Source organism: Methylopila capsulata (assembly GCF_016907975.1).
Classification (GTDB): domain Bacteria; phylum Pseudomonadota; class Alphaproteobacteria; order Rhizobiales; family Methylopilaceae; genus Methylopila; species Methylopila capsulata.
On sequence record NZ_JAFBCY010000003.1, the window covers coordinates 507,016 to 533,169 of the forward strand.

25 protein-coding genes are annotated in these 26,154 nt (G+C 68.7%); 12 read left to right on the plus strand and 13 right to left on the minus strand.

From position 1 onward, the window contains the following. Positions 1-39: 39 nt before the first annotated feature. A complete protein-coding gene (gene xth, locus JOD31_RS13585; protein ID WP_204950875.1) occupies positions 40-867 on the minus strand; it encodes an exodeoxyribonuclease III in 828 nt (275 codons plus the stop codon). A 159-nt stretch (positions 868-1,026) separates the two neighbouring features. Next, positions 1,027-3,024 carry a calcium-binding protein gene (locus JOD31_RS13590; RefSeq protein ID WP_204950876.1) on the minus strand — a complete coding sequence of 666 codons (1,998 nt, stop codon included), beginning with the start codon at positions 3,022-3,024 and terminating at the stop codon, positions 1,027-1,029. Between the two features lie 312 nt (positions 3,025-3,336). Here JOD31_RS13590 and JOD31_RS13595 point away from each other — a divergent pair, with 312 nt between their 5' ends. Beyond that, positions 3,337-4,584, plus strand: a complete 1,248-nt coding sequence (locus JOD31_RS13595; protein ID WP_204950877.1) for a sensor histidine kinase — start codon at positions 3,337-3,339, stop codon at positions 4,582-4,584. A gap of 109 nt (positions 4,585-4,693) precedes the next feature. Here JOD31_RS13595 and JOD31_RS13600 read toward each other — a convergent pair whose 3' ends face one another. Then, entirely contained in the window at positions 4,694-5,737 is a 1,044-nt protein-coding gene (locus tag JOD31_RS13600; protein WP_204950878.1) for a ketopantoate reductase family protein, read from the minus strand. A gap of 311 nt (positions 5,738-6,048) precedes the next feature. After that, a complete protein-coding gene (locus tag JOD31_RS13605; RefSeq protein WP_204950879.1) occupies positions 6,049-6,705 on the minus strand; it encodes a Spy/CpxP family protein refolding chaperone in 657 nt (218 codons plus the stop codon). A 216-nt stretch (positions 6,706-6,921) separates the two neighbouring features. On the opposite strand from JOD31_RS13605, the gene JOD31_RS13610 reads away from it, so the two are divergent. The 3 genes from JOD31_RS13610 to JOD31_RS13620 are packed head-to-tail and all read left to right on the plus strand — an operon-like array spanning position 6,922 to position 9,241. Further along, positions 6,922-7,650: a response regulator gene (locus JOD31_RS13610; protein WP_204950880.1), complete on the plus strand. Its 729-nt coding sequence runs from the start codon at positions 6,922-6,924 to the stop codon at positions 7,648-7,650. After that, the gene (locus JOD31_RS13615; RefSeq protein ID WP_204950881.1) at positions 7,647-8,939 is read left to right on the plus strand and encodes an ATP-binding protein; all 1,293 of its coding nucleotides are present in this window, start codon (positions 7,647-7,649) and stop codon (positions 8,937-8,939) included. The genes JOD31_RS13610 and JOD31_RS13615 overlap by 4 nt, the downstream gene beginning before the upstream one ends. Further along, positions 8,936-9,241 (plus strand): hypothetical protein, encoded by a 306-nt coding sequence (locus JOD31_RS13620; protein WP_204950882.1) that lies wholly within the window; start codon positions 8,936-8,938, stop codon positions 9,239-9,241. The genes JOD31_RS13615 and JOD31_RS13620 overlap by 4 nt, the downstream gene beginning before the upstream one ends. Before the next feature lie 4 nt (positions 9,242-9,245). Here JOD31_RS13620 and JOD31_RS13625 read toward each other — a convergent pair whose 3' ends face one another. Further along, positions 9,246-9,746, minus strand: coding sequence for a GNAT family N-acetyltransferase (locus tag JOD31_RS13625; protein ID WP_204950883.1), 501 nt, complete (start codon positions 9,744-9,746; stop codon positions 9,246-9,248). Positions 9,747-9,992: 246 nt separating this feature from the next. Between JOD31_RS13625 and JOD31_RS13630 the strand changes: the two genes are divergently transcribed. Then, complete coding sequence (locus tag JOD31_RS13630; RefSeq protein WP_204950884.1) at positions 9,993-10,973, plus strand: glutathione S-transferase family protein; 981 nt, start codon at positions 9,993-9,995, stop codon at positions 10,971-10,973. Positions 10,974-10,990: 17 nt separating this feature from the next. Here JOD31_RS13630 and JOD31_RS13635 read toward each other — a convergent pair whose 3' ends face one another. After that, complete coding sequence (locus JOD31_RS13635; protein ID WP_204950885.1) at positions 10,991-11,452, minus strand: NUDIX domain-containing protein; 462 nt, start codon at positions 11,450-11,452, stop codon at positions 10,991-10,993. 175 nt (positions 11,453-11,627) lie between these two features. Between JOD31_RS13635 and JOD31_RS19650 the strand changes: the two genes are divergently transcribed. Together JOD31_RS19650 and JOD31_RS13640 are read left to right on the plus strand one after the other, a co-directional pair. Then, on the plus strand, positions 11,628-11,753 hold the full coding sequence (locus JOD31_RS19650; protein ID WP_271206187.1) for a hypothetical protein: 126 nt from the start codon (positions 11,628-11,630) through the stop codon (positions 11,751-11,753). 123 nt (positions 11,754-11,876) lie between these two features. Then, complete coding sequence (locus JOD31_RS13640; protein ID WP_204950886.1) at positions 11,877-12,758, plus strand: metallophosphoesterase family protein; 882 nt, start codon at positions 11,877-11,879, stop codon at positions 12,756-12,758. 8 nt (positions 12,759-12,766) lie between these two features. Here the strand turns inward: JOD31_RS13640 and JOD31_RS13645 are convergent, their stop codons facing one another. The 7 genes from JOD31_RS13645 to JOD31_RS13675 all read right to left on the minus strand — a co-directional run bounded on the left by JOD31_RS13645 (position 12,767) and on the right by JOD31_RS13675 (position 23,039). Next, complete coding sequence (locus tag JOD31_RS13645; RefSeq protein WP_204950887.1) at positions 12,767-13,408, minus strand: hypothetical protein; 642 nt, start codon at positions 13,406-13,408, stop codon at positions 12,767-12,769. A 69-nt stretch (positions 13,409-13,477) separates the two neighbouring features. Further along, positions 13,478-16,954 carry a pyruvate carboxylase gene (pyc, locus tag JOD31_RS13650; RefSeq protein WP_204950888.1) on the minus strand — a complete coding sequence of 1,159 codons (3,477 nt, stop codon included), beginning with the start codon at positions 16,952-16,954 and terminating at the stop codon, positions 13,478-13,480. Positions 16,955-17,122: 168 nt separating this feature from the next. Further along, a complete protein-coding gene (locus tag JOD31_RS13655) occupies positions 17,123-18,364 on the minus strand; it encodes an OpgC family protein (protein WP_204950889.1) in 1,242 nt (413 codons plus the stop codon). Between the two features lie 175 nt (positions 18,365-18,539). Further along, entirely contained in the window at positions 18,540-19,715 is a 1,176-nt protein-coding gene (locus JOD31_RS13660) for a fumarylacetoacetate hydrolase family protein (protein ID WP_204950890.1), read from the minus strand. Positions 19,716-19,792: 77 nt separating this feature from the next. Next, positions 19,793-21,184, minus strand: coding sequence for an MFS transporter (locus JOD31_RS13665; RefSeq protein ID WP_210341536.1), 1,392 nt, complete (start codon positions 21,182-21,184; stop codon positions 19,793-19,795). Between the two features lie 56 nt (positions 21,185-21,240). Next, positions 21,241-22,236 (minus strand): UDP-glucose 4-epimerase GalE, encoded by a 996-nt coding sequence (gene galE, locus JOD31_RS13670; protein WP_204950891.1) that lies wholly within the window; start codon positions 22,234-22,236, stop codon positions 21,241-21,243. Between the two features lie 101 nt (positions 22,237-22,337). After that, positions 22,338-23,039 carry a Crp/Fnr family transcriptional regulator gene (locus JOD31_RS13675; protein WP_246482501.1) on the minus strand — a complete coding sequence of 234 codons (702 nt, stop codon included), beginning with the start codon at positions 23,037-23,039 and terminating at the stop codon, positions 22,338-22,340. Positions 23,040-23,342: 303 nt separating this feature from the next. Between JOD31_RS13675 and JOD31_RS13680 the strand changes: the two genes are divergently transcribed. From JOD31_RS13680 to JOD31_RS13700, 5 genes are all read left to right on the plus strand, one after another. Continuing rightward, the gene (locus JOD31_RS13680; protein ID WP_204950893.1) at positions 23,343-24,137 is read left to right on the plus strand and encodes a response regulator; all 795 of its coding nucleotides are present in this window, start codon (positions 23,343-23,345) and stop codon (positions 24,135-24,137) included. 189 nt (positions 24,138-24,326) lie between these two features. After that, complete coding sequence (locus JOD31_RS13685; protein WP_204950894.1) at positions 24,327-24,836, plus strand: Dps family protein; 510 nt, start codon at positions 24,327-24,329, stop codon at positions 24,834-24,836. Between the two features lie 41 nt (positions 24,837-24,877). Then, a complete protein-coding gene (locus JOD31_RS13690) occupies positions 24,878-25,225 on the plus strand; it encodes a hypothetical protein (protein WP_204950895.1) in 348 nt (115 codons plus the stop codon). A 159-nt stretch (positions 25,226-25,384) separates the two neighbouring features. After that, positions 25,385-25,585 carry a NepR family anti-sigma factor gene (locus JOD31_RS13695; RefSeq protein ID WP_204950896.1) on the plus strand — a complete coding sequence of 67 codons (201 nt, stop codon included), beginning with the start codon at positions 25,385-25,387 and terminating at the stop codon, positions 25,583-25,585. Beyond that, positions 25,582-26,145, plus strand: coding sequence for a sigma-70 family RNA polymerase sigma factor (locus JOD31_RS13700; RefSeq protein ID WP_204950897.1), 564 nt, complete (start codon positions 25,582-25,584; stop codon positions 26,143-26,145). Before JOD31_RS13695 ends, JOD31_RS13700 begins: the two co-directional genes overlap by 4 nt. Positions 26,146-26,154 lie beyond the last annotated feature (9 nt).

Here is a 26,154-nt window from a genome sequence, read left to right on the forward strand (position 1 = left end):
CCCGCCCACCTCGACCTTCCACGACGATAGGCCTCACCGTCAGGCGTCCGGCGGGGTCCGCCTGGACGCGCGGGGCTTCCGCTTCGCCTTGGCCGTCGGGGCCAGCCTGATCCAGGCCGGCGCATGGTCGCTGGCGTGCTCCCAGCCGCGCACCTCGCGGTCGACCCCGGCCTCCGTCAGCCGGCCCGCCACCGCGGGGCTCAGGAGCAGATGGTCGAGCCGCAGGCCGGCGTTCCGGTCCCAGGCGTTCCGGACGTAGTCCCAGAACGTGTAGATGCGCTCCTCCGGATGCAGCGCCCGGATCGCGTCGAGCCAGCCCTGCTCGACCAGCTCCCGAAACGCGGCGCGGATCTCCGGCCGGAACAGCGCGTCGTCGGTCCAGCGCTCGGGCTTGTAGACGTCGAGCTCCGTCGGCATGACGTTGAAGTCGCCCACGAGCGCCATCGGGACCTCGGCGGCGAGCATCTCCGCGGCGTGGGCCTTGAGACGCTCGAACCATGCGCGCTTGTAGTCGAACTTTGGGCCCGGCGCGGGATTGCCGTTGGGCAGGTAGAGACAGCCGATCAGGACGCCCTTGACGGCCGCCTCGATGTAGCGGCTCTGCGCGTCGTCGGGATCGCCCGGCAACGCGCCGCGGGTCTCGATGGGGTCGGCGCCGCGGGCCAGGATGGCGACGCCGTTCCAGCTCCTTTGCCCGCGCCAGACCGCGCCGTAGCCCGCCGCGGCGATCTCGCGGACCGGGAACTTGCCCTGCGGCGCCTTCAGCTCCTGCAGGCAGACGACGTCGGGCTGCGCCTGCTCCAGCCACCGCAGAAGCACGGCCAGGCGGCCGTTCACGCCGTTGACGTTGAACGTCGCGATCTTCATCCGTCGCCTGGGCCCGCGCTGCGCACCCAGCGCGAGATAGGTCCCGGACGGCCGACGGCGAGCCTTCTGGCGCGGAGGCGAAACGGCCGAAAGGCCCGCTCGGGAGAGCGGGCCTTTCGGGGCGTGTCCCTTTAAGCTCCGGGAGGCTCGCCTTGCGCCTTACGCCACCAGGAAGTCGGCGGCGGAGAGCGTCGGGGTCGAGGTGAGCGTCGCGAACAGCAGGGCCGCGGAGCCGCCGACGCCGTCGGCGTCGTAGAACAGCGAGCCGGTGCTCGAGTCGTAGAGGATGTGGTCATCCGCATCGAGCGCGGCCGAGCCGAGGACGAACGAGCCGGCGTCGAGCGCGCCCAGCCCGAGCGCGCTGAACACCTTCGAGCTCAGCTCGATCGAATCCTCGCCGGAGGTGAAGTCGGAGATCAGCGCCGCGCTCTTCCGCACGTCGACGGTGAACACGAAGGTGTCCTCGCCTGCCCCGCCGGTGACGGTCTTCTGCCCGGCGTAAGCGTCGAGACGGTTGTCGCCGTCGGAGCCGATGAGGGTCCGGACGTACCGATTCGCCGTCAGATCCGCGTCGGAGCCGTCCGCGGCGATCAGGGATTCAACCGCAACGCGGGCCCCGAGCTTGAAGTCGGCGGAGGCGACGATCGTGTCCCTGCCCTCGCCGGCCGCTTCGATCACCGTGTCGCGCGAGTTGTCGACATAGTAGGTGTCGTTGCCCAGTCCCCCGCTCAGGGTGTCCGCGCCCAGGCCGCCGTCGAGCGTGTCGGAGCCCGCGCCGCCCTCGACCAGGTCCGCGAAGGCGCTGCCCACGTAGACGTCGTCCCCGTCGCTGCCGATGAAGTGCTGCGCGCGCCCGGCGATGAGGTCCTCGAACGCCGAAGCGTCGCCCGCCCGCGCCGCGTTGTGCAGCAGGTGGACGGGGTTGGACGAACCGGCGCCCGGCGCGGCGTCCAGTCCGAGGCCGGTGATCTTCAGCGCCTCGTACAGATTCTGGATCAGGCCGGAGGAACCGACGCCTTCCGTGCCGGTGGTGTCCGCGGTCCAGGCCCCGAACGTCAGGCTGTCGAGGGCGCCGGTGATGCCGTGGCCGTACTGCGAGCCGTGGTGGATGAAGTCGTAGGCGAGCTCTTCGCCGCCGAACACCAGGCGCGCGTCGGTCGCGACGCCGCCTTCCGTGTACTCGTACGCGAGCTGGTCGCCGTTCATGTAGTAGGTGCCGCCGAAGGCCTGGTCCGGCGTGCCGCCATAGAACTTGTAGGCTGCGCCGGAGGCGACGCCCGCGAAGAAGTCGGCCAGGAAGGTCGTCATGTCGACGCCGGTCGACGCCCCGCTGGCGTCCAGGGTGAGCATGCCGCCCGCCGCGATGGTCGAGGCGTCGAGCGCGCCGTCGGCGAATTCGAGCTGCTCGACGTCGACGAGCTGGTCGGCGCCGTCCGAGGTCGCGCCGGTGCGCAGATCGACGACGTGCACGACGCCCGCCAGGTCGCGGGTGATCGCGTAGTCCGCCCGGTTTCCGCTGTAGACCGCCGTGTCGACGCCGCGGCTGCCGTAGATCTTGTCGTCGCCGCCGCCGCCGGTGATGCGGTCGTCGCCGGCGTTGCTCCGGATGACGTCGTTGAACGCCGTTCCGACATAGACGTCGTCGCCGCGCGATCCGAGGAAGGACTGCGCCTGGGAGTCCAGCGCGTCCGCGAAGGTGTCGAAGCGCGCCTGGTCGCCGGAGGCGCCGTACATGTGGGCGAGCGCGAAGTTGTGCACCGGCCCGGTCGCCTCGATCCCGACCGCTTCGGTGTTGTCCGCCGGGACCGGGTTGCTCAGGTCGAGGCCCGTGATCGTCAGGGCGACGTTGCCGCCGGTGAAGTAGCCGTCAGCGTCGTAGGAGCCGTCGCCGATCGTGCCGTACTCGATCGTGTTGATCGTGCCGGCCACGGTGTGCGTTCCGAACGCGTATTCGACCTGGCCGTGCGCCAGGACGTACTTCGACGTCGCCTCGGTCCCGTAGCCGATGAACATCTCTTCGCCGGTGAAGGCGCTGCTGTTGTCGAACACGGGGAAGCCGGAGCCGGTGGTGTCGGCGACGAACTGACCGCGGACGTAGGCTTCGAAATCGATGCCCGTGGCGTCGAAGGCCGCCGATTTGGCGTTGATCGTAATCATGACAGCTCCTGAGAAGGCGGATGTGCCGTAGCGTCCAGATGAAAAGCGCGATCAGATCGTGCGGAGCCGCCGCCAGACCCGCGCGCTCTTCGGCGTGCGGCGTCCGGTCATGGAAGCTGTGCCCTAAAAACGAGCGAGGCCGGCGGATGCGAACGCGCGGCCGGCGACGGCGATCGATAGGGTCGGCTCCGCTGGCGAAGCGGCGCGTAAGTGTGGTTATTGGAGCAACGACCGCAGGCCGATCCGGCGTCTCTCACGAGAGCGGGCGTCCTCCAGAACCGCGCCGCGGCTCCGGGCCCACGAGAACGCGCCATGCATGACGACCCCACGACCGCTCCGGCCGTCGCCCCGGAAGAGGGCGGCGGGGCCGCGGAGGAATTGGCCTACCGGCTTCGCCAGCAACAGCTGACGGCCGAGTACGGGCATTTCGCGTTGCGGACCTTCGACACGCTGGCGTTGCTGCAGGAAGCGACGCGGGTGTGCGCCCTCGGTCTTCACAGCGAGTACTGCAAGGCGATGGAGTTCCTGCCCGAGGAGCAGCAGTTTGTCGTGAGGGCGGGGGTCGGCTGGAAACCGGGCGTTGTGGGCCACGCCCGCATCGGCGCCGACGTTGAAAGCCCGACCGGATACGCGTTCCAGACCGGCGAACCCGTGATTTCAAACCACCTGGAGGGGGAAACCCGCTTCCGCACGCCAAGTCTCCTGCTCGAGCACGGCGTCAGGCGGGCGATCAACGTCGTTGTTCAGGGCGAGGGCAAGCGGTTCGGCATCCTCGAAGTGGACAGCCCGACGGAGGGGCGCTTCACCGAAGCCGACCTCGCCTTCATGCAGGGCTTCGCCAATCTGTTGGGCGTCGCGATCGAACGCCAGCAGTTCGAGGCGGCGCTGATCGCGAGCGAGGCGCGCGCCCAGGCCGGCGAGGCCGAGCTGGAGCGGGCGCTGGCGCATCAGGAGGTGCTGACGCGCGAGATCAGCCACCGGGTGAAGAACAGCCTGTCGATCGTCGCCAGTCTGCTGGCGCTGCAGGGGCGGATGTCGTCCAACGCCGAACTGAAGCAGTCCCTCGCCGACGCGCAGGCGCGCGTCCAGACCATCGCCCAGGTGCACGACAGGCTGTGGCGGCAGGACGAGGTGAAAACCATCAATCTCGCCGATTTCATGGGAGACCTCTGCAACCAGATCCGGTCGACGGCGGCCCCCGGCCTGACGCTGGCCTATGACTTCGCGCCCGTCAGCCTGCCGACGGATCAGGCGGTGCCGTTGGCGCTGCTCATCAACGAACTGGTCACGAACGCGTTCAAATACGCCTACCCCGAGGGAAAGGGCGAGGTGCGCATCGCGATCAAACCGACGCGGGCGGGCCTGCTGCGGCTCGAGGTTCACGATCAGGGGCCCGGCCTGCCCGAAGCCTTCGACGCCCAGACATCCTCGAGCCTGGGCATGAAGCTGATCGCCAGCCTCTCGGGGCAGATCGGCGGGCGGCCGGACTGGCGAAGCTCCGGCGCGGGCGCGCATTTCGCGCTCGACTTCCCGGCCGAAGACGCGCCGCGCGACAGATAGGGCGCGCGGCGACGTCGATTACGTCCTGAGACGGTCCGCCCGGAACGCCGTTCCGCAGCGGCCCGCGGTGATCGGTCGCCGCTGCGGCTCGGGTCAGGTCCGGCGCAGCTTAAACGATGCTCTCGTTCAGCCGGCCGTCGACGGTCCGGACGGTCTCGTCGATCGCCGCGTTGGGCAGGCCGAGCTGGTGCGACACCAGCTTCACCAGCAGGTCCACCCGTTCGATGAACGGGGCGCCGCTCGCCACGGCGCGGGCCGCGGACGAGGGCTTGAGCAGGCTTTCCGCCGCCTTGGCGTACTTCTCGAACGGCACCTGGTCCTGGGGGTCGGCGCCCAGACGGCGGGCGACGGCGTCGACGTGCTCGTAGATCGACCGCGACAGGTCGATGTCGCCGTGCACCGCCTCGCGGATCGACTGGGGCTCGCCGGCGGTGATGCAGCGGTAGTTGCCGGTGAGCAGCATCGACCACTTGGCCAGCGGCACGAACAGCGAGTCGAACACCTTGAGCTTCACGGGCACGTCGTGGCCGTCGAGCCGGACGGCGTCGATGTCCGCCTCAAGCTCGCGAAGCATCCGGTTGTGCGCCTCGTCCGCGAAGGTCGCGGCCTTGAAGTTGGTGGGCAGGCCAACGTGCAGGACGTTCGCGCCCTCTTCCGGGGGCCGGAAGGCCTGCGGGTCCGGCGAGCAGAGCGACATCAGGCCCGGCTCGAAGCGCTCCCAGACCTGCGCGTTGGTGAAGGCCTCCTCGAGATCCATCCCCTCAAGGCCCGGGATCCGCTTGAGGTAGGGCAGCGGCGGCATGTTCATGATCGACAGGCACGGCAGCTTCGCCTCCGCGATCTTGATCATCAGCACGCGGATCGTGTGGTTGGCGTACTGCGGCTCCTGCATCGCAAGGCCGACCAGATCGTAGCGCGAGACGTCGACGTCCTGGGGCGTCGTGGCGTCCAGCTTTCCCGGCAGGTCGCGCGAAAAGATCGCGCGGTGCGTCGGCTCGTCACGCAGCTTGATGCGAACCTCGGTGCCTTCGTCGTTGATGAGGTCCGCGGTCTTCCGACGGCACACCAGGGTGACGTTGTGCCCGGCCATCAGCAACTTCGTCGCGAGCAACGAGCCGTAAGACGCTCCAAGAATTAGAATGTTGTGCGCCACGTTCCCACTCCCGACATTTATGCGGCAAATCTCGTCCTCCCTATCGCAAGGGGATAGGGGGAACAATGAGAGAGCGCCTCGCACGCATGTCATACTTTCGACGGCCCCTGCGATCCCGCTCCGCGACCGCAACCCTTCCGCCGCGACCTATAGCTGCAAGGACGAGGAGCCCGACCCCCGCCCAGCCGGGGGCGGTCCCGACCGCTCGTGGGGACGCCCTCAAACGCAACGGAGCCGACGACCCCGGACGGGGGACGTCGGCTCCGAAACGAGCGGGCGCGCTTAGGACGACGCCCGCTCGGGAAACCCGGTCAGCGGGGGGACGATGGACCGGGTTCCGCTCCCCCAAGGCCCTCGTGCGGGCCTGCGGGAAACTCATGCGGCGCCATACCGGGCGGCGGCGGAGGCGGCGCCATCACCCTGGCCGCGCGAACCACTTGCTCCGGCGTGAGCTGGCTGCGCAGCGTGGCGACCGCCGTCTTGAGCGCCGTTCCGGCCTTGCCGCGCTCTTCGGCATGCGAGGCCAGAGCCTCCGGCAGCGCGAACGGATCCTTCGCCACATCCTTTGACGGCGGAGGCGGAGGCGGCGGCGCGAGCACGGCCTGAAGCGCGTCGGCGTAGTCGCGCCAGGCGTCGAGCTGCGCGGCGCGAATGCCGATCGCCGTCTCCTCGACGCTCAGCTTTGCAGCAAGGCCAAGCGGCCCAAGAGGACCAAACGGACCGTGCGGACGTCCGTGCGGACCGGGCGGCGGACCTTCGCGCCCCGGCGGAGGGAAATCGGCGCCGGGCCCCATCATGCCGCGCGAAGGACGCCCCTCGCCGCTATCGAGCTGGGCCACCTTCATTTCGTGAACCGACGTCTGATCCTTCGAAGCCTCGATGGCCGGGGCGCCCGACGCCACGGCGACGGCCGCGAACGCGGCGACGCCCGCGGACGCGCCGAAAAGAATGGAACTGAGCGTTTTCAACGGAACGCTCCTCTGCTGTTGATTCCGGACGCCGTCACCTTCGGCGTCGACGGTTTCACGCAGAGGTCGTAGCATAATAATACATGTCCGTTTTGTTATAAACCATGTCCGAATGTTGCTCAGGGCCGATCCGCAAGCTTCGGTTACACAAAATCTGGCGCCGCGTGTCCGCGGCGGGCTAGCGATCCTCCGGGACGATCAGCGAGACGGACGATCATGGCCGACGCCACACACATCCTCGTCGTCGACGACGACGAAGAGATCCGGAAACTCCTCAGCCGCTATCTGCTGACGCAGGGCTTTCGCGTCTCCACGGCTTCCGACGGCAAGGAGCTGCGGGAGCGGCTCGGAGACGGCCGCATCGACCTCATCGTGCTGGACGTGCTGCTGCCCGACGCGTCCGGGATCGACCTCTGCCGCGACCTGCGCAAGACCTCGACGGTGCCCGTAATCCTCCTCACGGCGCTGAAGGAGGACGTCGACCGCATCATCGGCCTGGAGATCGGTGCCGACGACTACATCGGCAAGCCGTTCAACCCGCGGGAGCTGGTCGCCCGCATCCGGGCGGTCCTGCGCCGCACGGTCGAGCGCTCCGCCGCCGGGACGACGGCGCGCGGCAAGGTGTTCCGCTTCGCCGAGTTCGTCGTCGACAAGGACGCGCGCCGCGTGGCCGACACCGCGGACGCCGAAATCCCGCTCACGGCGGCGGAGTTCGACCTGCTGATCGCGTTCCTGGAGCGGCCGGGCCGCGTGCTGTCGCGCGAGCAGTTGCTCGACATCACCCAGGGGCGCGGCGCCGGCCCCTTCGACCGCTCGATCGACGTGCTGGTCAGCCGGGTGCGCCGCAAGCTCGGCGACGGCGGCACGTTCCAGATCCTCAAGACGCTTCGCAATGGCGGCTACCAGCTCACGGCCCGGGTCGAGACGGACGGCGCCGACGCATGAGCGGCCTCGGCATCCGCATCGCGGCGCTGCTGACGATCGCGATCGTCGTCGTGATCGCGCTGGTGACGCTTCTCGCGGTCCAGTTGCTTGGCCCTCCCGGCGGGCCGATGGGCGGCGGCTACCGCGCGTTCGACCGCCTCGCGCTCGCAAGCGCGCTGCTGTTCGACGCCTCGCCGGGCGACGCTGATCGGCTGGCCGCCATCCACGGCCTGCAGATCGCCGCCGCGCCGCCCGACGGTCGGGAGCTGCGCCAGGAAAGCGACGCCGCCTCCGCTCTGCTGGCCCGACGCGGCGTCGAAACCTCGGTCGTGATCCTCGAGGCGGAGGACGGGCCGCCGCTGTCGGCCGTCAGGCTGCGGGACGGCCGATGGCTCACCTCCGCCGAAACGCTGCGCGGCGGTCCTCCTCGCAAGGATTGGATCGTGTTCGCGTTCTGGCTGCTCCTGATCGCGACCGGCACCGCCGGCGTCGTCACCTTCGCGGTGCTGCGGGTCACCCAGCCGCTGCGCATGCTGGAGCGCGCCGCCGCGGCGGTCGGCCCGGACGGCGAACTCGCCCCCCTGCCCGAGCGCGGCCCGCCCGAGGTGCGCGCCGCGGCGCAGGCGATCAACCGCCTGTCGTCGGGCCTTCGGAACGCGATGGAGAGCCGCATGCGGCTGGTGGCGGCGGCGGGACACGACCTCCGAACGCCGATGACCCGCATGCGGCTTCGCGCCGAGTTCATTCCCGAGGGCGAGGACCGCGACCGCTGGCTGGCGGATCTGGCCGAACTGGACCGGATCGCCGACAGCGCCATCCGCCTTGTGCGCGAGGAAGTCGACCCCGACGCCCGACATCCGGCGCGGATCGACGCGATGATGGGCGACATCATCGCGGAGCTCGCCGAGATCGGGCTCGACGTGCGGATGACGCGAGCGTCCCCCGCCGTCTCGGATGTCCGTCCCCACGCCATGAAGCGCGCGCTTCGCAATCTCGTCGTCAACGCCGCGACCCACGGGCAGGCGGCAGCGGTCGCCGTGACGGTCACCGCGCAGTCGGTTATCGTCGCGATCGAGGACTCCGGGCCGGGCATTCCGGACGCGCTGCTCGAACGGGTTTTCGAACCGTTTTTCCGCGTGGATCCCGCACGCAAAGCGCCGACGCCCGGCGCCGGCCTCGGCATGGCGATCGCCCGCGAGATCATCCGCCGCAATTCCGGCGAGCTCGCCGTCGCGAACCGTCCGGCCGGCGGGCTTGTCCAGGTCGTCACGCTGCCGCTGTGGCGCGCATCCGAAGAGGCGACGGCATGATCCGCTGCACCACGCTGTTCCGGCTGCTGCTCTGCCTGTCCTGCCTCGCCGCGCCGCTGCGCGCTCCGGCCCACGCCGGCGTCGCCGCAGCCCCCGCCCTGGTCTCGCTCATGGCGGCCGAGGAGAAGAAGGACGACGGCTGCCGCCAGGGCGAGCGGACCAAGGCGTTCGGCTGGATGCTGGTGAGCTACGGGATCGACACGCTGAAGTACGTGGTCGGGCTGTTCCTGATCCCGATCGGCTTGCTGCTCGTCTGCATCGGCGCCGTGATCGCGCTCGCGGAGGCGGCGACCTGCGGCTGAGCCGTCAGGCGGCGCGCCGCGCTTCGCCCGCGACGCCGTCCTCGGCGCCCTCGACAAGCGCCCGCCACAGCACCCGCCGCGGATCGACCGGCCCCGGGAGCGAGACCCGACCGGCCGGCACCCGCGTGAAGCCGACCCGGGCGTAATAGGGCTCGTCGCCGACCAGCATCACGAGACGGTGGCCGTTGGTCGCGGCCGCCTCGAGCGAGGCGTTCAGCAGCGCGAGGCCGATCCCCTTGCTGCGGAAGGCGGGGTCCACAACCAGCGGCCCGAGCAGCAGCGCCTCGCGGCCGCCGATCAGGATCGGCGTCATCCGGTTCGACCCCACCAGGAAGGTGCCGACGCGGGCGACGAACGAGAGGTCGCGCGCCGGCGCCACCCCCTCCCGCAGCCGGTACGCCGAACGGGCGAAGCGGCCGGGGCCGAAGGCCCGCTCCTGCAGATAGTCGATGGCCGCCTCGTCGGACGGCTGCTCGTGGAGGAGCGCTAGCGGAAGCGAAGTCATGGGACGCTCGGACGGATGAGGGAGGCGATCGACCGGCCGGGCGCTCCCCGGCGGTCAGGCGTACGGACGGGGCGCGCCGGCGAGGGCGCGGCGGACGATCCGTCGTCGGGAGATGAGCCTGAGGTCGAGCGTCATGACGGCCGAGCGCGTAGCACGCCGCGCACGCGCACGCAAAGCCCTGCGCCGCCGCACGCCCGTTAACCCGGATGTCGCCTTATGTTAACCCGATCGCTCAGGGAGGATCGCATGGGGTTGCTTGTCGACGGCGTCTGGCGGGATCAGTGGTACGACACGTCGAAGTCCGGCGGGCGGTTCGAGCGGCAGGCCGCGAGCTTCCGCAACTGGATCACGCCCGACGGCGCGCCCGGCCCGAGCGGCGACGGCGGCTTCAGGGCGGAGGCGGGGCGCTACAGGCTCTACGTCTCGCTCGCCTGCCCCTGGGCGCACCGCACGCTGATCTTCCGCAAGCTCAAGAGTCTCGAGGACCTGATCCCGGTGGCGGTGGTCGATCCCCGCATGGGCGGCGACGGCTGGGTCTTCGGCGACTTCCCCGGGGCGACGCCGGACGAACGCAACGGCGCCCGGCGTCTGTCCGACATCTACCTCAAGGCCGATCCCGGCGTGACCACGCGCGTGACCGTCCCGGTCCTCTGGGACGACCAGCGGGCGACGATCGTCTCGAACGAGAGCGCCGAGATCATCCGCATGTTCAACTCGGCCTTCGACGGGCTGACCGGCGACACGACCGATTTCTATCCCGAGCCGCTCCGCGCCGAGATCGACGCCGTGAACGCGCGCGTCTACGACCGGGTGAGCAACGGGGTCTACAAGGCCTGGTTCGCGACCACGCAGGAGGCGTACGCGGAGGCGTTCGAGGCGCTGTTCGCCGAACTCGACGCGCTCGACGCCCGCCTCGCCGACCGGCGCTACCTGCTGGGATCCGAGGCGACGGAGGCCGATTGGCGGCTGTTCACCACGCTCGTCCGGTTCGATCCCGTCTATGTCGGCCACTTCAAGTGCAACCGGCGCCGGATCGCGGACTACGCCAACCTGTCCGGCTATCTGCGCGATCTCTATCAGACGCCGGGCGTCGCCGAGACCGTGAACCTTGCGCACATCAAGACGCACTATTACTGGTCGCACACGACCATCAACCCGACCCGGGTGATCCCCCTCGGCCCGGCGCTCGACTACGACGCGCCGCATGGCCGGCAGGCGCTCGGCTAGCGTCCGGCCGCTTCCCCTTACCAGCGCGGGGCGCCGGCGCCAGCCTCGCTGAGTTCGAGCAGCCGCCTCCGGGTCGCCGGCGTGACGCCCTCTGGCAGGTCGTCGAGCCGGCTCCACCGCCGCTCCACGATCTCGCGGTTCGGCGCCGGCTCCGGCCCGATCCGGACCGCCCGCGTGACGAAGGTCGCGACGTGGTCGCGGCCGCCGAATCCCGGATTGAAATGCAGCCCGTGCAGCGCGAGGTCGTCGCCGGCGACGACGCCGGTCTCCTCAAGCAGTTCGCGGACCGCCGCCTCATGCGCGCTCTCACCGGGATCCACCGCGCCTCCTGGTAGGTGCCAGCCCGGCGCGTACCCGTGACGCACGAGCAACACGCGCCCCTCCGCATCGAACGCCGCCACCCGGACGCCGAGCGTCATGGCGCGCCGCATCCGTCCGTAGCGCGCGACCAAGTAGCTGAGAACGCGAGACTTCAGCATCGAGAACGGCCCGCTTTTCGCATCAGATCACGACGCCGTGAGCCCGCACGGCGAATCCGCATATCGGCCAATCTCGGGCAAGACTGGTGAAAATCGAGGCGGAATGCCTATTTGGGACGCAGGAGATCGAAGGACGCCCCACCGACGGCGCGTCTCTCCGCAAACGAGGCTTATGATGTTTTGGCTGTTTTCGTTCCGTCGCGGCGCTGAAAAGCGGACGGCGGAGTTCGTGTGGCGCCCCTCGCTGAGCGCCCCCAACGGCCGCGCGATCGCCGCGCTGATGACCTTCTCGGGCAACTGAGACCCCGGTCTCGCGCACTCAGTCCCCGTTGAGCGCCGGCCATGCGGAACGCATGCGCCGGCGTCGTCGTTTTTGGAGCGCGCCGGATGCGCATGTGATCGCGAAGCAGCTATAAGGGCGTCCGTGACCGTCATCGCCCACCTTTCCGATCCGCATCTCGGCCCCCTCCCCCGCTTCACCGTCTTCGAGCTCATGTCGAAGCGCGGGCTCGGCGCGATCAACTGGTTCCGCCGCCGACGACGCTGGCACGACATGGCGGTGCTCGACCAGATCGTCGCCGACGTCGTCGACGAGGCGCCGGACGCCGTCGCGGTGACGGGCGACCTGACGAACCTCGGTCTCGAGTCCGAGTTCCTGCCGGCCGCGGCCTTCCTCGGCCGCTTCGGCCCGCCGGACAAGGTGGCGGCGATCCCCGGCAACCACGACGCCTATGTCCGCCGCGTGGCGAGCGCGCCCGCACGCGTCTGGGGCGCGCACATGTCGAGCGACGACGGCGCGCCAGGCTTCCCCTATGTCCGCCGCCATGGGCTGGTGGCGTTGATCGGCCTGTCCTCCGCCGTCGCGACCCTGCCGCTCGCCGCGACCGGCGAGGTCGGCCGGCGCCAGCGCGACGCGCTGGGCCCTCTTCTGCGGAGCCTCAAGGCCGAGGGCCTGTTTCGCATCGTGCTGGTGCATCATCCCGTCGCCGAAGACGGCACGCCCTGGATGCGTCGCTTGCGCGACAAGAAGGAGCTGCGCGCCATTCTCGCGGCGGAAGGCGCCGAACTTGTCCTGCACGGGCACAATCACGAACCGGCCCGGCAGTCGGTCGAAGGGGCGGACGGCGCGATCCCCGTGATCGCGGTGCCGTCCTGCTCCGCCGGGCCGTTCAGCCACGAGCCGCCCGCGGCTTACAATCTCTATGTCGTCTCGGGCGAACCCGGCGCGTGGCGCTGCGAGGCGATCACCCGCGGGTTGAAGCCCGACGGGACCATCGGCGAGACCGACCGTTTTACGGTGGCCTGACGCTCAGCTCAGATGAACCAGGGCATCAGGCCCTTGGCGGCGGCCACAATGACGGCGATCACAAGCGCCGCCCCGAAGGCGCCGCCGACGCCGAAGGCGAACAGCACCGCAAGCAAGCGCGCCCAGACGGGCGAAGGCCGTTTCGGGACCGGGGGCGGAACTGGAGCTGCGGCCGGCTGGTCCACAACCGCGGGGCCGGCGTCGTCGAAAGCGTCGTCCGCCAGCAGGCGCTCGCGCTCCACGAGACGGCGAGCGACATAGGACGTCACGGCGTCGACGATGGGTTGGACCTCAGCGCTTTCGGCGATCGCCGCGCGACCATGCCGGCCGTCGCGCAGGAAGCGGTAGGTCTTTCGATCGCGGGCCATCTCGACGAACGCGACCATATCGACGAAGAGCCGCGGCCGGTCGCCAGGCACGAGGCCGACGTCGAAGATGTCGATCTCGGCGGGGAGATCGGCGAAGACAGGCGCCAGCGCGTCGCGCAGCGCCTCCAGTCGCCCGAACTCAGCTTGCTTGAGGCCGATCACCACGTCGGTTCGTTCCGCCGCTTCGACCCGCGCGCGCCTCAGCGCCTCGCGCAGCGGCGGAACGCCGCCGCGCCGGCCGCCGTTCGCGCATGGGATATCTTGAGGACGCTCGTCACGCATGGCGCCACGATAGCAAGCCGCAGGCCCGCCGCGAAGCCGGGCTGATTCGTCTGCGCACAGGCGCGCGCGTCATTCCTCGATCACCACGAGCAGATCCTTGGCGTCGACCGGCGAACCCGGCGTCACCAGCACCTCCTTGACGATCCCGCCGCGGTCCGCGTGGATCGAAGTCTCCATCTTCATCGCCTCGATCGAGAGCAGCACGTCGCCCTGCGCGATCTGCTGGCCGGTCTTGACCGAGACGGTCGAAATGATCCCCGGCATCGGCGCGGCGACCTGAGCGGGGTTGCCGTCCTCCGCCTTGCGCCGGGCCTCGCGCACGTTGGCGGCGAAGCGGTTCGGCACCTTGATGATGCGCGGCTGGCCGTTGAGCTCGAAGAAGACCTTCACCTGGCCCTCCTCGTCCGTCTCGCCGACGCCGAGGTTGCGGATCATCAGCGTCTTGCCGCGCTCGATCTCGACCGCCAGCTCGTCGCCGGCGGCCAGGCCGTAGAAGTAGACCGGCGTCGGCAGCGCCGAGACCGGGCCGTACTTCTTTTCGGCCAGCGCATAGTCGACGAAGACCTTGGGATACATCAGGTAGGACGCGAGCTCGAAGCTGGAGACCTCGCGCTCGATCTTGGTCTCCACCTCCACCTTCGCGGCGTCGAGATCGGTCGGCGGCATCAGCGCTCCGGCCCGGCCCTCGATCGGCTCTTCACCCTTCAGCACCTTCTGCTGAATGCCCTTCGGGAAGCCGCCGGGCGGCTGGCTGAGCTCGCCCTTCATGAGCTGCACGACGCTTTCGGGGAACGAGACGTCGACCGCCGGATCCTCCACCTCGGCGCGGGTCAGCCCGGCCGAGACCATGGTGAGCGCCATGTCGCCGACGACCTTGGAGGTCGGCGTCACCTTGATGATGTCGCCGAACATGTCGTTGACGTCGCGGTAGATGCGGGCGACCTCGGTCCAGCGGCTCTCCAGCCCCATGGAGCGCGCCTGCTCCTTGAGGTTGGTAAACTGCCCGCCGGGCATCTCGTGCAGATACACTTCCGACGCCGGGGCCAGCAGGTCGTTCTCGAAGGCGGCGTATTGCGCCCGCGCCGCCTCCCAATAGAGCGAGATCGCGCGGATGGCGTCGAGGTCGAGGCCGCTGTCGCGCTCCGAGCCCTTCAGCGCCGCGACCACCGAGCCGAGGCACGGCTGCGAGGTCATGCCGGAGAACGCGTCCATGGCGGCGTCCACCGCGTCGACGCCGGCGTCGATCGCGGCGAGCAGCGTCGCGCCGGCGATGCCGGAGGTGTCGTGGGTGTGGAGATGGAGCGGGAGCCCGGTCTCCTCCCGCAGCGTCTTGACCAGCAGCCGGGCCGCTGCGGGCTTCAGCAGCCCCGCCATGTCCTTGAGGCAGAGCACGTGGGCTCCGGCGGCCTCGAGCTGCTTCGCGAGATCGACGTAGTACTTGAGGTCGTATTTCGCCCGCGACGGATCGAGAACGTCGCCGGTGTAGCAGATCGCGGCCTCGCAGATCTTCCCGGCCTCGTTCACCGCATCCATCGTGACGCGCATGTTGTCGATCCAGTTCAGGCAGTCGAATACCCGGAACAGGTCGACGCCGCCGTTCGCAGCCTGGCCGATGAAGTAGGCCACCGCGTTGTCGGGGTAGTTCGCGTAGCCGACGCCGTTCGAGCCGCGGACCAGGCACTGCAGCAGCAGGTTCGGCGCGGCCTCCCGGATCTTGGCGAGGCGCTCCCACGGATCCTCGGTCAGGAAGCGCATGGCGACGTCGAAAGTCGCCCCACCCCAGCATTCGAGGCTGAGCAGTTCCGGCAGGCCCTGCGCATAGGACGACGCGGAGGCCGCGATGTCGAAGGTGCGGACGCGGGTCGCGAGCAGCGACTGGTGGGCGTCGCGCATGGTGGTATCGGTGAACAGCACGCGGTTTTCCGCGCGCATCCATTCGCCGAACTTCTTCGGCCCGAGCTTTTCGAGCAGCTGGCGCGAACCGGAGGACGGCTGGCCGCCCCCGCCGAACACCGGCGGCGTCGGAACCTGCGCGCCGGGCTTCGGCTTGGCGCGGCCCTTGGCCTCCGGGTGGCCGTTGACGGTGACGTCGGCCACATAGGTCAGCAGCTTGGTCGCCCGGTCCTGCCGCTTCTCGAAGGCGAACAGCGCCGGCGTCTCGTCGATGAAGCGGGTGATGGTCTCGCCGGCGAGGAAGGTCGGGTGCCGAACCACGTTCTCGAGAAACGCGAGGTTCGTGGCGACGCCGCGGATGCGGTACTCGCTGATCGCGCGCTGCATGCGCAGGCACGCCTCCTCGGCCGTCGGCGCCCAGGCCGTCACCTTCTCCAGCATCGGATCGTAGAAACGGGTGATCACGGCCCCGGAATAGGCCGTGCCGCCATCGACGCGGATGCCGAAGCCCATGGCGCCGCGGTAGGCGGTGATCCGGCCGTAGTCCGGAATGAAGTTGTCTTCCGGGTTCTCGGTGGTGATCCGGCACTGCAAGGCATGGCCGTTGAGGCGGATGTCGCCCTGCAGCGGCACGCCTGATTCCGGCGTCCCGATCGTCTCGCCTTCGATCACCTTGATCTGCGCTTTCACGATGTCGACGCCGGTGACGACCTCGGTCACCGTGTGCTCGACCTGGATGCGCGGGTTGACCTCGATGAAGTAGAACTCGCCGGTGTCGGCGTTCATCAGGAACTCGATCGTGCCGGCGCCGAGGTAGTCGGTGGCGCGGGCGATCTTGAGCCCGCTCTCGCACAGCGCCGCGCGGGTCTCGGCGTCGAGGTAGGGCGCCGGCGCGCGCTCCACGACCTTCTGGTTGCGTCGCTGCACCGAGCAGTCGCGCTCGAACAGGTGGACGGTGTTGCCGTGCCGGTCGCCCAGTACCTGCACCTCGACGTGGCGCGCGCGCTCGACCAGCTTCTCGAGATAGACCTCGTCCTTGCCGAAGGCCGCCTTGGCCTCGCGCTTGGCGTTCGTCACCTCCCCGATGAGCTTCGCCATGTCGCGGATGACGCGCATGCCGCGGCCGCCGCCGCCCCAGGAGGCTTTCAGCATGACGGGCAGGCCGATCTCCTCGGCCGCCTTGCGGATGGCGTCGGGATCGTCCGGCAGCGGGGCGGTCGCAGGCATCACCGGCACGCCAACGCTTTCCGCCAGATTGCGCGCCGCGACCTTGTTGCCGAGCGAGCGCATCGTGTCCGGCGACGGCCCGATGAAGAGGATCTTCGCCTCCGCGCAGGCCTCGGCGAACTCCGGGCTCTCGGACAGGAAGCCGTAGCCGGGATGGATCGCGTCGACGCCAGCCTCGGTCGCGACACGGATCACCTCGGGGATCGAGAGGTAGGCCTCGAGCGGGCCCATCCCATGGCCGACCTGGTAGGCCTCGTCGGACTTGAAGCGGTGGAGCGAGAGCTTGTCCTCCTCCGCGTAGATCGCGACGGTGCGGATGCCGAGCTCCGCCGCGGCGCGAAACACGCGGATCGCGATCTCGGAGCGGTTCGCGACGAGGAGCTTACGGATCTTGCGGGGCGGCACGACGGGCGCAGGGGCGTTCATTGAGACGTTCGACCTCCGGATCGTGACGGAAAGCGGCCGAGGCGGCCGGCGGAGCGAAACTCGGATCGCAGGAGACGGGCGGTCGCGCGCACGAGGTTCGTGCCTCGCCTCCGTCGTCGGAGGCGAGGTTATACGAACGCTTCGCGGGATAAAGAGGCCAGCCGCGTGTCAGCTGCGGCGCGGCGCCGGCGGAGCGTTCGCCGGGACGACCGGGGCGCCCTCGCGGGGCTGCGGCGCAGGCGCTCCCGTCGGCGCACGCGCGGGCGTCACGCGCTTGGTCGTCCGCAGCTCCTCGGACACGTAGGCGAGGCCCACGAGGATCAGCGCTCCCAGCAGCGAGAACGTCACCTGCGTGACGACGCCATGGCCGAACCAGTCGAACACGCCGTGGCTCATGGCCGCGAACACCGTGGAGATCACGAACAGCGGCAGGCTTTTGCGGCCGATCAGCACCATGGAGCGGCCGAGCAGGGTGTCGCCCAAACGGCTCTCCTTGCGGATGAACAGCGCAGCGAGATGGGCCATGGCGAGGAAGTGGGCCAGCCGAACAGGTGACGCGTTGGCCTTGTCCGCGATGTCCGTGATGAAGCGGAGCGGCCGCCATTCGTAGAGGCCGAGCGTGGCCCAGGGCGCGGCGGCGATGAAGGCCAAGATGACGATGGTGATGGACAGCGCGATCGCCGCGGGCGCCGCCATCACGTTCCGGAACCACGGCTCCTCGCGTGCGAGGAAGATCGCGAACCCCGCAAGGAACACCGCCTGCCAGGCGAAGGGGTTGAAGGTCCAGAGCCGGGTGTCGGGATAGGACGACAGGGTCGCGCCGGAGACCTGAGCCCAGGTCCAGACCCCGACGGCGAAGGCCGCGTAGAAGAACCACCGGTCCCGGAACAGCCAGAACAGGACGCCGACCATGATCGTGAGCAGGATGTAGAGCGGAAGGATGTCCAGCAGGGGCGGCAGGTAGCCGAGCGTCGCGAGCTTCGGCAGCACCGTCTCGGTCGCGACCAGGAAGGGGCGCACGAACAGGTCCCGCTCCATGATGCTGGAGCCGGCGTACTCGCGGTACAGCACGGCCAGCGTCGCGATCACGACGAAGGCTGCGATGTGGTGGAGGTAGAGCGTGAAGGCGCGCTGGAAGCCGTAGGGAATCGCCATGATCGGGCGATCGAGGAACTTGCCGACGAACATGCTCGCCATCGCGAAACCGGACAGGAACACGAAGAGCTCAGCGGAATCCGAGACGCCGTAGTTCTTCGTCGTGAGCCAGCTCATGACGTTGTTGACGCTGTGGTTCCAAAAGATGAAGACGATCGCGAGCCCGCGCCAGAAGTCCAGCCGCCAGTCCCGCGACGAGACCGGCGCTCCAACCGGGCGCTTCGCAGCCTGCGTCGTCGCACTGCCTTCCGCCAAGACGCCATCCTCGCTGGTTTGAGACGACGTTCGCGCCGCAAGCGCGCCAATCCGCGCGACGAATCGTGCGCGGTCGCGCACAGAACCCTATAATCGGGGACCAAACGTCGCGAGTGTGGCGAAAGTTTCTCCCGGGCGTACGCCTATGGACGCAGTCCCGGTCAAACCTGCGGGATCAGAGCAGCCCGCGCGCGGCGAGGTTCCGCATGAGATGGCCGGCGCCGAAGGTCCAGCGCTCGGCGTCGGGGCACCGGACGACCCGGTTCACCAGCGCGCCGAGGGTCGGGGTCGCGATCGTGACCACGTCGCCCACCTTGTGGGTGAAGCCCTCGCCCGGGGTGTCGCGATCCTCGATCGGCGCGAACATCGTCCCGAGATAGAGAACGAAGCCGTCGGGATACTGGTGGTTCCGCCCGATGGTCTGGCCGACGAGATCCTCCGGATCGCGTGCGATCTGCTCCATGTGGCTGACGCCGCCGAGCGTGAAGCCGTCGTCGCCGACGACCTCCAGCGTCACCGCCGCCTTGCGCACGTCGTCCAGCGTGAAGCCGGCGTCGAACAGGCGGATGAAGGGTCCCACGGAGGCGGAGGCGGTGTTGTCCTTGGCCTTGCTCAGCAACAGGGCGGAGCGGCCTTCGACGTCGCGCAGGTTGACGTCGTTGCCGAGCGTCGCGCCGACGATGCGGCCCGCGCTCGAGACGACGACCACCATTTCCGGCTCGGGGTTGTTCCAGTTGGAGATGGGATGAATGCCGACGTCCGAGCCTGATCCGACGCTCGCCATCGCCTGGGTCTTCGTGAAGACCTCGGCGTCCGGCCCGATGCCGACCTCGAGATACTGCGACCACAACCCCTTCGCGACGAGCACGCGCTTCAGCGCCGCGGCCTCCTCGGACCCGGGCTTCAGAGCGGCAAGGTCGGCGCCGATGGTCGCCGCGATCTCGGCGCGAAACGACGCCGCCTTTTCGGGCGCGCCCTTCGCCTGCTCCTCGACGACGCGCTCGAGCGTCGAGATCGGGAAGGTGACGCCCGCGGCCTTCACGGCCTGCAGGTCGATGGGCGACAGCAGCCACGGCCGGCTGGCGTCGCGACCGTCGGGCGGGGTGTTCGCGAGGATGTCGGCCAGCGCGCCGATATCTTCGCCGGGCGTCGCGGCCAGTTCGCCCGCGGGATCGACCGCCTCGCACAGGTCCCGCGAGGTGGCGAAGGCGGCGGTTACGTCCAGCACGCGATCGTCGCGGACCGTGACCACGCTCGGGCCGCTCACATCCGGCCGCCAGACCCGACCCGCGAGAACCGCCGTCGCGCGATCGGACGGGAGGGACGTTTCCACGACGAGAGAGACCGGCATCCGACGCTCCATTGTTCGGAGACTATACAATTGTTCGCGGACTTTGTGCCGCAACTCGCCGGCTTCGGCAACGGCCGTCAGGCGGCTTTCGAGAGCGGATCGGCGACGTCCTCGAGCGATTTCCCTTCGGCGTCGATTCCCCACACCAGGGCCGCGGCGCCCGCGCCGATCATGAGCAGCGCTGCGCCGGCGTAGCCGAGGAAGATCGGCCAGGGCTGGCCGCCCCCGATCAGCACGCCGAAGACGTAAGGGGCGACGACGCCGCCGAGGCCGGTGCCGATGGCGTAGAACACCGCGATGGCGAGCGCCCTCACCTCGAGCGGAAAGGCTTCGCTGGCGGTGAGATAGGCGGAACTCGCCGCGGCGGAGGCGAAGAAGAAGATCACGCTCCAGGCGAGCGTCTGCGTGACCGCCGTCAGCGCGCCTTGCGCGAACAGCCAGCCCGTGACGAGCAGCAGAAGACCGGAGACGACATAGGTCAGGCAGATCATCTTCCGCCGTCCGACCGTGTCGAACAGAGGCCCGAGGACCAGCGGCCCGATGACGTTGCCGAAGGCGAAGGGAACGAGATAGAGCCCGACGTGGGCGGCCTCGACCGCGTAGAACTTCGTCAGGATCAGCCCGTAGGTGAAGAACACGGCGTTGTAGAGGAACGCCTGGGCGATCATCAGCGCGAGCACCAGGGCGGATCGACCGCGATAGACGCCGAAGATCGCGCGGAAGATCACCCCGAAACCGAAGGTGCGGGCGGGATGGATCTTAAGCGATCCGCGCGCCGGCGGCAGTGTCTCGCCCGTCTCGGCTTCGATGCGCCGCTCGATGTCGGCGACGACCGCCTCGCCTTCTTCGATCCGGTCGTGGCAGGCGAGCCAGCGCGGACTTTCCGGCACGTGCCGGCGGGTGAACAGGATGAGCAGCCCCAGCACGGCGCCGAGGCCGAAGCCGAGCCGCCAGCCGAGATCGACCGAGAACCACCCGGAGTCGAGCAGGACGACGCTCGCCAGCGCCCCGACGCCGGCGCCGGCCCAGAAACTACCGTTGATGATGATCGCGATCCGGCCGCGCAGCCGCGCCGGCATCAGTTCGTCGATCGCGGAGTTGATCGCGGCGTACTCGCCGCCGATGCCGACCCCGGTGATCAGCCGGAACAGCGCGAGGCTCCAGAAGTCCCAGGCGAAGGCCGAGAACAGCACGCCGACGATGTAGACGCCGAGCGTCGTGAAGAAGATCAGCCTGCGGCCGAGCCGGTCGGTCAACCACCCGAATCCCAGCGCGCCGCCGACCGCGCCGATGAGGTAGGCCGAGGCGAGCGCGCCAATGTCGGCGTCGCTCAAGCCCAGCGCGCCCGGATCCTGCAGGCGCGGCGCGAGCGCCCCGACGATGGTCACCTCGAGCCCGTCGAGCACCCAGGTGACGCCCAGGGCGAGCACGATCAGGCGGTGGAGCCGCGACCACGGCAGCCGGTCCATGCGCGCGGGAATGTCGATCTCGACGGCCTCGCGGCCGCCGAGCACGGCGTTGGCGTTCAAGCCTGACCGGCGCCGCGCTCCGCCACCTGACGCTCCCAGGCCAGCGCGTGGCCGACAATCGAGTCGAGGTCGTCATGGCGGGGACGCCAGCCGACCGTCTCGCGGATGCGGGTGGGGTCGGCCACCAGCGACGCCGGGTCGCCGTCGCGGCGCGGGGCGACGTGCACGGGAAAGTCGACGCCGGCGCAGCGCTTCACGGCGTCGATCACCTCAAGGACGGACGCGCCCCGGCCATAGCCGCAGTTCGCGACGAAGCTGTCGCCGCCGGCCTCGAGGTGATCGAGCGCCAGAAGATGGGCGTGCGCGAGGTCGCTGACGTGGATGTAGTCGCGCACGCAGGTGCCGTCCGGCGTCGGATAGTCATCGCCATAGCATTCGAGGTGATTGCGGCCGCCGAGCGCCGCCTGGGCCGCGACCTTGATCAGATGGGTCGCGCGCGGGCTCGACTGGCCGGCCCGGCCATCGGGGTCGGCGCCCGCCACGTTGAAGTAGCGCAACGCGGCGTAGGAGAGGCCATAGGCGCGCGACATGTCGGCCAGCATGCGCTCGGTCATCAACTTCGAGGCGCCGTAGGGCGAGATCGGATCCAACGGCTCGTCTTCGGTGAGCGGCTCGTCCGATCCTTCGCCATAGACCGCGGCGGTCGACGAGAACACCACGCGCTTCACGCCGCCGGCGACCGCGGCGGCCAGCAGCGCGCGCGAGCGGACGGTGTTGTTGAGGTAGTAGTCGAGAGGGTCCCGCACCGAGTCCGGAACGACGATCGATCCCGCGAAATGGACGATCGCGTCGACGCCATGCTCCATGATCGTCTTCGCGACGAGGCGCTCGTCGCCCACGCACCCCTTCACGAAAGGCACGGTCTCGGGCACCGCCCGGCGAAAGCCCGTGGACAGATCGTCGATCACGACGACGCTGCGTCCGGCGTCCTTGAGCGCAAGCACCATATGGCTGCCGATGTAGCCGGCGCCGCCCGTCACAAGAACAGCCATCAAATCCCTCCTTCGACGTCGTTTGGACAATCTCAGGTGGGTCATCTCGGCGCGGAGCTCGCCTCTTCAAGTGGTCGAAAGCTAATAATCGAAGCCAAGACTCACAGGATCGGGCGGGGCGAAAGCTCCTTCTCGAAGTGCTGCGCAAACCGGGCCATCGCGCGCGGATTGTCGATCGTGAGCTTGCCGTCGGCGAGAGCGAACAGGCCCAGGCTCTTGAGGCGGGCCATGGTTTTGTTGGTGTGCACCAGCGACAGGCCGAGCGCGTCCGCCACGTGCTGCTGCGTCAGCGGGAAAACGAGCGTCCGGTCGTGCACGAGCCCGAGCGCCTCGGCGCGCTTGAACAGCCCCGCGAACAGCGAGGCGATGCGTTCCGCCGCGCTGCGCCGCCCGACGGTGAGCAGGTTTTCGTCGAGGATCGCCTCGGACTGCGCCGCAAGCCACGTCAGATCGTACGCGAAGGCCGGCATGCGCTCGAAGATGCTCCAGAGCTTCCGCCGCGGGATCAGGCAGAGTTCGACGTCGGTCAGGGCGATCGCGCCATAGAGCGCCTTCTCGAACAGCGAGGCCTGCAGGCCCAGAAGGTCGCCGGGAAGCGCGATGCTGAGAATCTGCCGCCGTCCGTCCGGCAACTCCTTGTACCGGAAGGCCCAGCCGGAAAAGACGGTGTAGAGTTCGGCGCCGTTCTGCTCGGGATGGATGATGTCCGCTCCCGCCGGCAGGCGGAGATGTTCGGACTTCAGCGTTTCCAGGAAAACGACCTCCTCCTCGGTCTTCGGGCGGAAGGCATTCCTTTTTCGCAAGGAGCACTGGGAGCAGCGCACGAACATGGTCACGCTCGGCAGATTGGCTTAGGACGGCCGCGGCTCGCGGCAGCTGTAGAGACCTCAATCGACACGACGCCGCTATGTGAAAACACACATTGGCGCCCGTCGATAGGGGATAAATTCCACCCGCATCGGCGTGCGTATGCGAAGATCGTCCTTTCGCTGCGTCGTTGACATCCGCACGCAGGACTTGCTCATTCCACTCGCCGCGCCATTTCGCTGCCACAGCGCTTCCGCTGCGTTCCTGCACCGACACCGCTTGTCCGGATTATTCCCGTCATGGCTCTTGCCGACACGATCGCACCTCACCTGCCCTTTCTCCGCCGTTACGCCCGCGCCCTGACCGGGCGGCAGGACAGCGGCGACGCCTACGTCGCGGCCGTGCTCAAGGCGCTGATCGCCGACCCGCGGATCTTTCCTTCCGACACCGACCCGCGCGTTGGGCTTTACGCCATATTCTCGCGGATATGGTCGTCGGTGGCGCTGAACGTCGAGACCGGGCTAGAGGCCGCGCAGGCGGAGCGCACCATCGAGGCGCTCACGCCTCGGTCTCGTCAGGTGTTCCTTCTCGTGTCCGTCGAAGGGTTTTCCCCGGCCGAAGCCGGCCAGATCCTCGGCCTCTCCCACAGCGAGATCAACACCGCGATCGACGAGGCCGGGCGTGAAATCGCCGAGCAGGTCGCAACGGACGTGCTCATCATCGAGGACGAGCCGATCATCTCCATGGATCTCGCCAAGCTGGTCGAAGATCTCGGTCACCGGGTGGTGGGCACGGCGCGCACGCACACCGAAGCCGTCGCCATGGCCGCGAAGACGAATCCCGGGCTGGTCCTCGCCGACATTCAGCTCGCGGACGGCAGCTCCGGCCTCGAGGCCGTTCAGGAGATGCTGCCGAAGCTCGAGGTGCCGGTGATCTTCATCACCGCCTACCCCGAGCGCCTGCTGAGCGGCACGCGGCCCGAGCCCGTGTTCCTCGTCACGAAGCCCTTCCAGGCCTCGACGGTGAAGGCGATCGTCAGCCAGGCGCTGTTCTTCGGCGCCCGTGCGCGAAACCCGGGTCGCGCCCCCGCCTGAGGGCCGCTCTCGCGGTTTTGTCCAGAACGAACACGGGCCGGATCGGTGATCCGGCCCGTGTTCGTTCTGGACGGTCGCATACCGCCGCACGCTCCCTGAAACTTTCCTGTCATCTCCGCGTTATCGCTCCGACGACGTCAGAGAGCCCGATCGAAATGGGCCGGCGCGGCGACAGGCCGGGAGACGAAGATGGCGAAAGCGACGGCGCTCAAGGTAGCCGCTTCAAGCGAAGAAAAGATCCGGACGGGCTTGGGCGACTCCGATCGAAAGATCATCGCGGAGACGCTGACCGACCTGACGGTGCAGACCTATCGTCTGTTGCTTCGCTCTCAGGTGGTCCACTGGAATGTCACCGGGCCGCTTTTCCAGCCGATCCATACGATCACCCAGCAGCACTACCGCGACCTGTTCGCGGCGATCGACCAGATGGCCGAGCGCATCCGCGCGCTTGGGCATGTCATGCCGACCGGGAAGGCGACATCGGGCCTCGACAAGGCGCTGTCGCTCGGTTCGCGGACGACCGCGCAGGCGATGATCGAGGAACTCGCGGACGACCACGAGAGCCTTGCGCGCGTCATACGCGAAGGCGCCGCCGAAGCGGAGGATAGGCAGGATTTCGTCACCCACGACCTGCTCAGCGCTCGGCTAGCGTTCCACGAGAAAGCCGTCTGGATGCTGCGAGCGATCGCAGAAAACTGAGAACGCCGCCCGCTCCTCCGAACCCACTAGAGGACACGATCATGGCTTACCTGACCCACAGTCCATATCGTGCGTATCCCGTCTTCGGCCGTCGCGATCATGCTGCGGAGAACCACCGCCGGATCGGGCGGTGCTTGATCGCCGCGCTTGGCGTGTCGGTCGCAGTTTTCGCCCTTTCGTCGGGCGGTGTGCCCGCTGATCAGATTTCCACGGTTTCGAAGGCGGACCGTCTGGTCGCGGCCGGCGTCGGGCCTACATCCGAGGTCGCGGCGTCCGGAGTGAACGTGACCGTCGCGGTTCGACACGACGACAGGGTGGCGCGCGTGACCACCGTGAGCAAAGGCGAGGTTGCGGGTCTGAACGAAGGATCGCCGTTTGCATCGCGCTGACGAGCAGGCGTAGGCGAACGAACGGTTTGGGTTCATCGATTTTTAGCGTTAGCGGAACGTCAAGCGTTGGACGTCATGCTTGGCCGTTGCGTTCGGGGGCGTGCGCTGCGATGGCGCAGAACGTGAAAGCGGGCTTCACGTTCGCATGAAGGTGATTTGATGACTCAACGAAAGGCGGACGACACGAAGCTTGATACGGATGTGCAGTCGCACATCGGACGTCAGCTCCGAGCCGGATATGTCGACATTCTGAACCAGCCTGTGCCGGATCGTTTTCTTGAACTGCTAGCCGAACTTGACGCCAAGCAGGTTGATCCGCCCGCCGACGATACGGACGCGCGTCAGAACGGTGCGCGATGAGCGAGGCGCAGCCGCGGCCCCCGCGCGACGAACTGCTGATTCACATACCTAGCCTGCGCGCCTTCGCCGTGTCGCTTTCCGGCCAGATCGACCGAGCGGACGACCTGGTTCAGGAAACCCTGGTCAAGGCTTGGCGGAACCTCGGAAGCTACACCGAGGGCACGAACATGCGCGCCTGGCTCTTCACCATCCTTCGCAACGTCTACATCTCGGATATCCGGCGGCGGAAACGTGAGGTGCAGGACACCGACGGCGTGTTCGCCGAAAGCGTCGCCGTCGCTCCGGCCCAGAACGGCCACATGGATCTCGTGGACTTCCGGAAGGCGCTCGATGGTCTCCCGGAGGAGCAACGCGAGGCGCTGGTGCTGATCGGCGCCGCCGAATTCTCCTACGAGGAGGCCGCCGAGATCGCGGGCTGCGCCGTGGGAACCGTCAAAAGCCGCGTCAACCGCGCTCGCAACGCGCTGGCTCGGAAGCTCAATCTCGATGTCAGCGAGATCGGGCTCGAGCCCGCCCTTCGCGCGGCTCTCGGGCCGCAGGATCGGTCTGGCGTCGCTTGACCTCGCTCT

Excerpts from the sequence above, each read along its gene's own strand:
- xth (WP_204950875.1), bottom strand. The coding sequence starts at position 867 with ATGAAGATCGCGACGTTCAACGTCAACGGCGTGAACGGCCGCCTGGCC.
- JOD31_RS13590 (WP_204950876.1), bottom strand. The coding sequence starts at position 3,024 with ATGATTACGATCAACGCCAAATCGGCGGCCTTCGACGCCACGGGCATC.
- JOD31_RS13595 (WP_204950877.1), top strand. The coding sequence starts at position 3,337 with ATGCATGACGACCCCACGACCGCTCCGGCCGTCGCCCCGGAAGAGGGC.
- JOD31_RS13610 (WP_204950880.1), top strand. The coding sequence starts at position 6,922 with ATGGCCGACGCCACACACATCCTCGTCGTCGACGACGACGAAGAGATC.
- JOD31_RS13615 (WP_204950881.1), top strand. The coding sequence starts at position 7,647 with ATGAGCGGCCTCGGCATCCGCATCGCGGCGCTGCTGACGATCGCGATC.
- JOD31_RS13620 (WP_204950882.1), top strand. The coding sequence starts at position 8,936 with ATGATCCGCTGCACCACGCTGTTCCGGCTGCTGCTCTGCCTGTCCTGC.
- JOD31_RS13625 (WP_204950883.1), bottom strand. The coding sequence starts at position 9,746 with ATGACTTCGCTTCCGCTAGCGCTCCTCCACGAGCAGCCGTCCGACGAG.
- JOD31_RS13630 (WP_204950884.1), top strand. The coding sequence starts at position 9,993 with ATGGGGTTGCTTGTCGACGGCGTCTGGCGGGATCAGTGGTACGACACG.
- JOD31_RS13635 (WP_204950885.1), bottom strand. The coding sequence starts at position 11,452 with ATGCTGAAGTCTCGCGTTCTCAGCTACTTGGTCGCGCGCTACGGACGG.
- JOD31_RS19650 (WP_271206187.1), top strand. The coding sequence starts at position 11,628 with ATGTTTTGGCTGTTTTCGTTCCGTCGCGGCGCTGAAAAGCGGACGGCG.
- JOD31_RS13645 (WP_204950887.1), bottom strand. The coding sequence starts at position 13,408 with ATGCGTGACGAGCGTCCTCAAGATATCCCATGCGCGAACGGCGGCCGG.
- pyc (WP_204950888.1), bottom strand. The coding sequence starts at position 16,954 with ATGAACGCCCCTGCGCCCGTCGTGCCGCCCCGCAAGATCCGTAAGCTC.
- JOD31_RS13660 (WP_204950890.1), bottom strand. The coding sequence starts at position 19,715 with ATGCCGGTCTCTCTCGTCGTGGAAACGTCCCTCCCGTCCGATCGCGCG.
- JOD31_RS13665 (WP_210341536.1), bottom strand. The coding sequence starts at position 21,184 with ATGGACCGGCTGCCGTGGTCGCGGCTCCACCGCCTGATCGTGCTCGCC.
- galE (WP_204950891.1), bottom strand. The coding sequence starts at position 22,236 with ATGGCTGTTCTTGTGACGGGCGGCGCCGGCTACATCGGCAGCCATATG.
- JOD31_RS13680 (WP_204950893.1), top strand. The coding sequence starts at position 23,343 with ATGGCTCTTGCCGACACGATCGCACCTCACCTGCCCTTTCTCCGCCGT.
- JOD31_RS13685 (WP_204950894.1), top strand. The coding sequence starts at position 24,327 with ATGGCGAAAGCGACGGCGCTCAAGGTAGCCGCTTCAAGCGAAGAAAAG.
- JOD31_RS13690 (WP_204950895.1), top strand. The coding sequence starts at position 24,878 with ATGGCTTACCTGACCCACAGTCCATATCGTGCGTATCCCGTCTTCGGC.
- JOD31_RS13695 (WP_204950896.1), top strand. The coding sequence starts at position 25,385 with ATGACTCAACGAAAGGCGGACGACACGAAGCTTGATACGGATGTGCAG.
- JOD31_RS13700 (WP_204950897.1), top strand. The coding sequence starts at position 25,582 with ATGAGCGAGGCGCAGCCGCGGCCCCCGCGCGACGAACTGCTGATTCAC.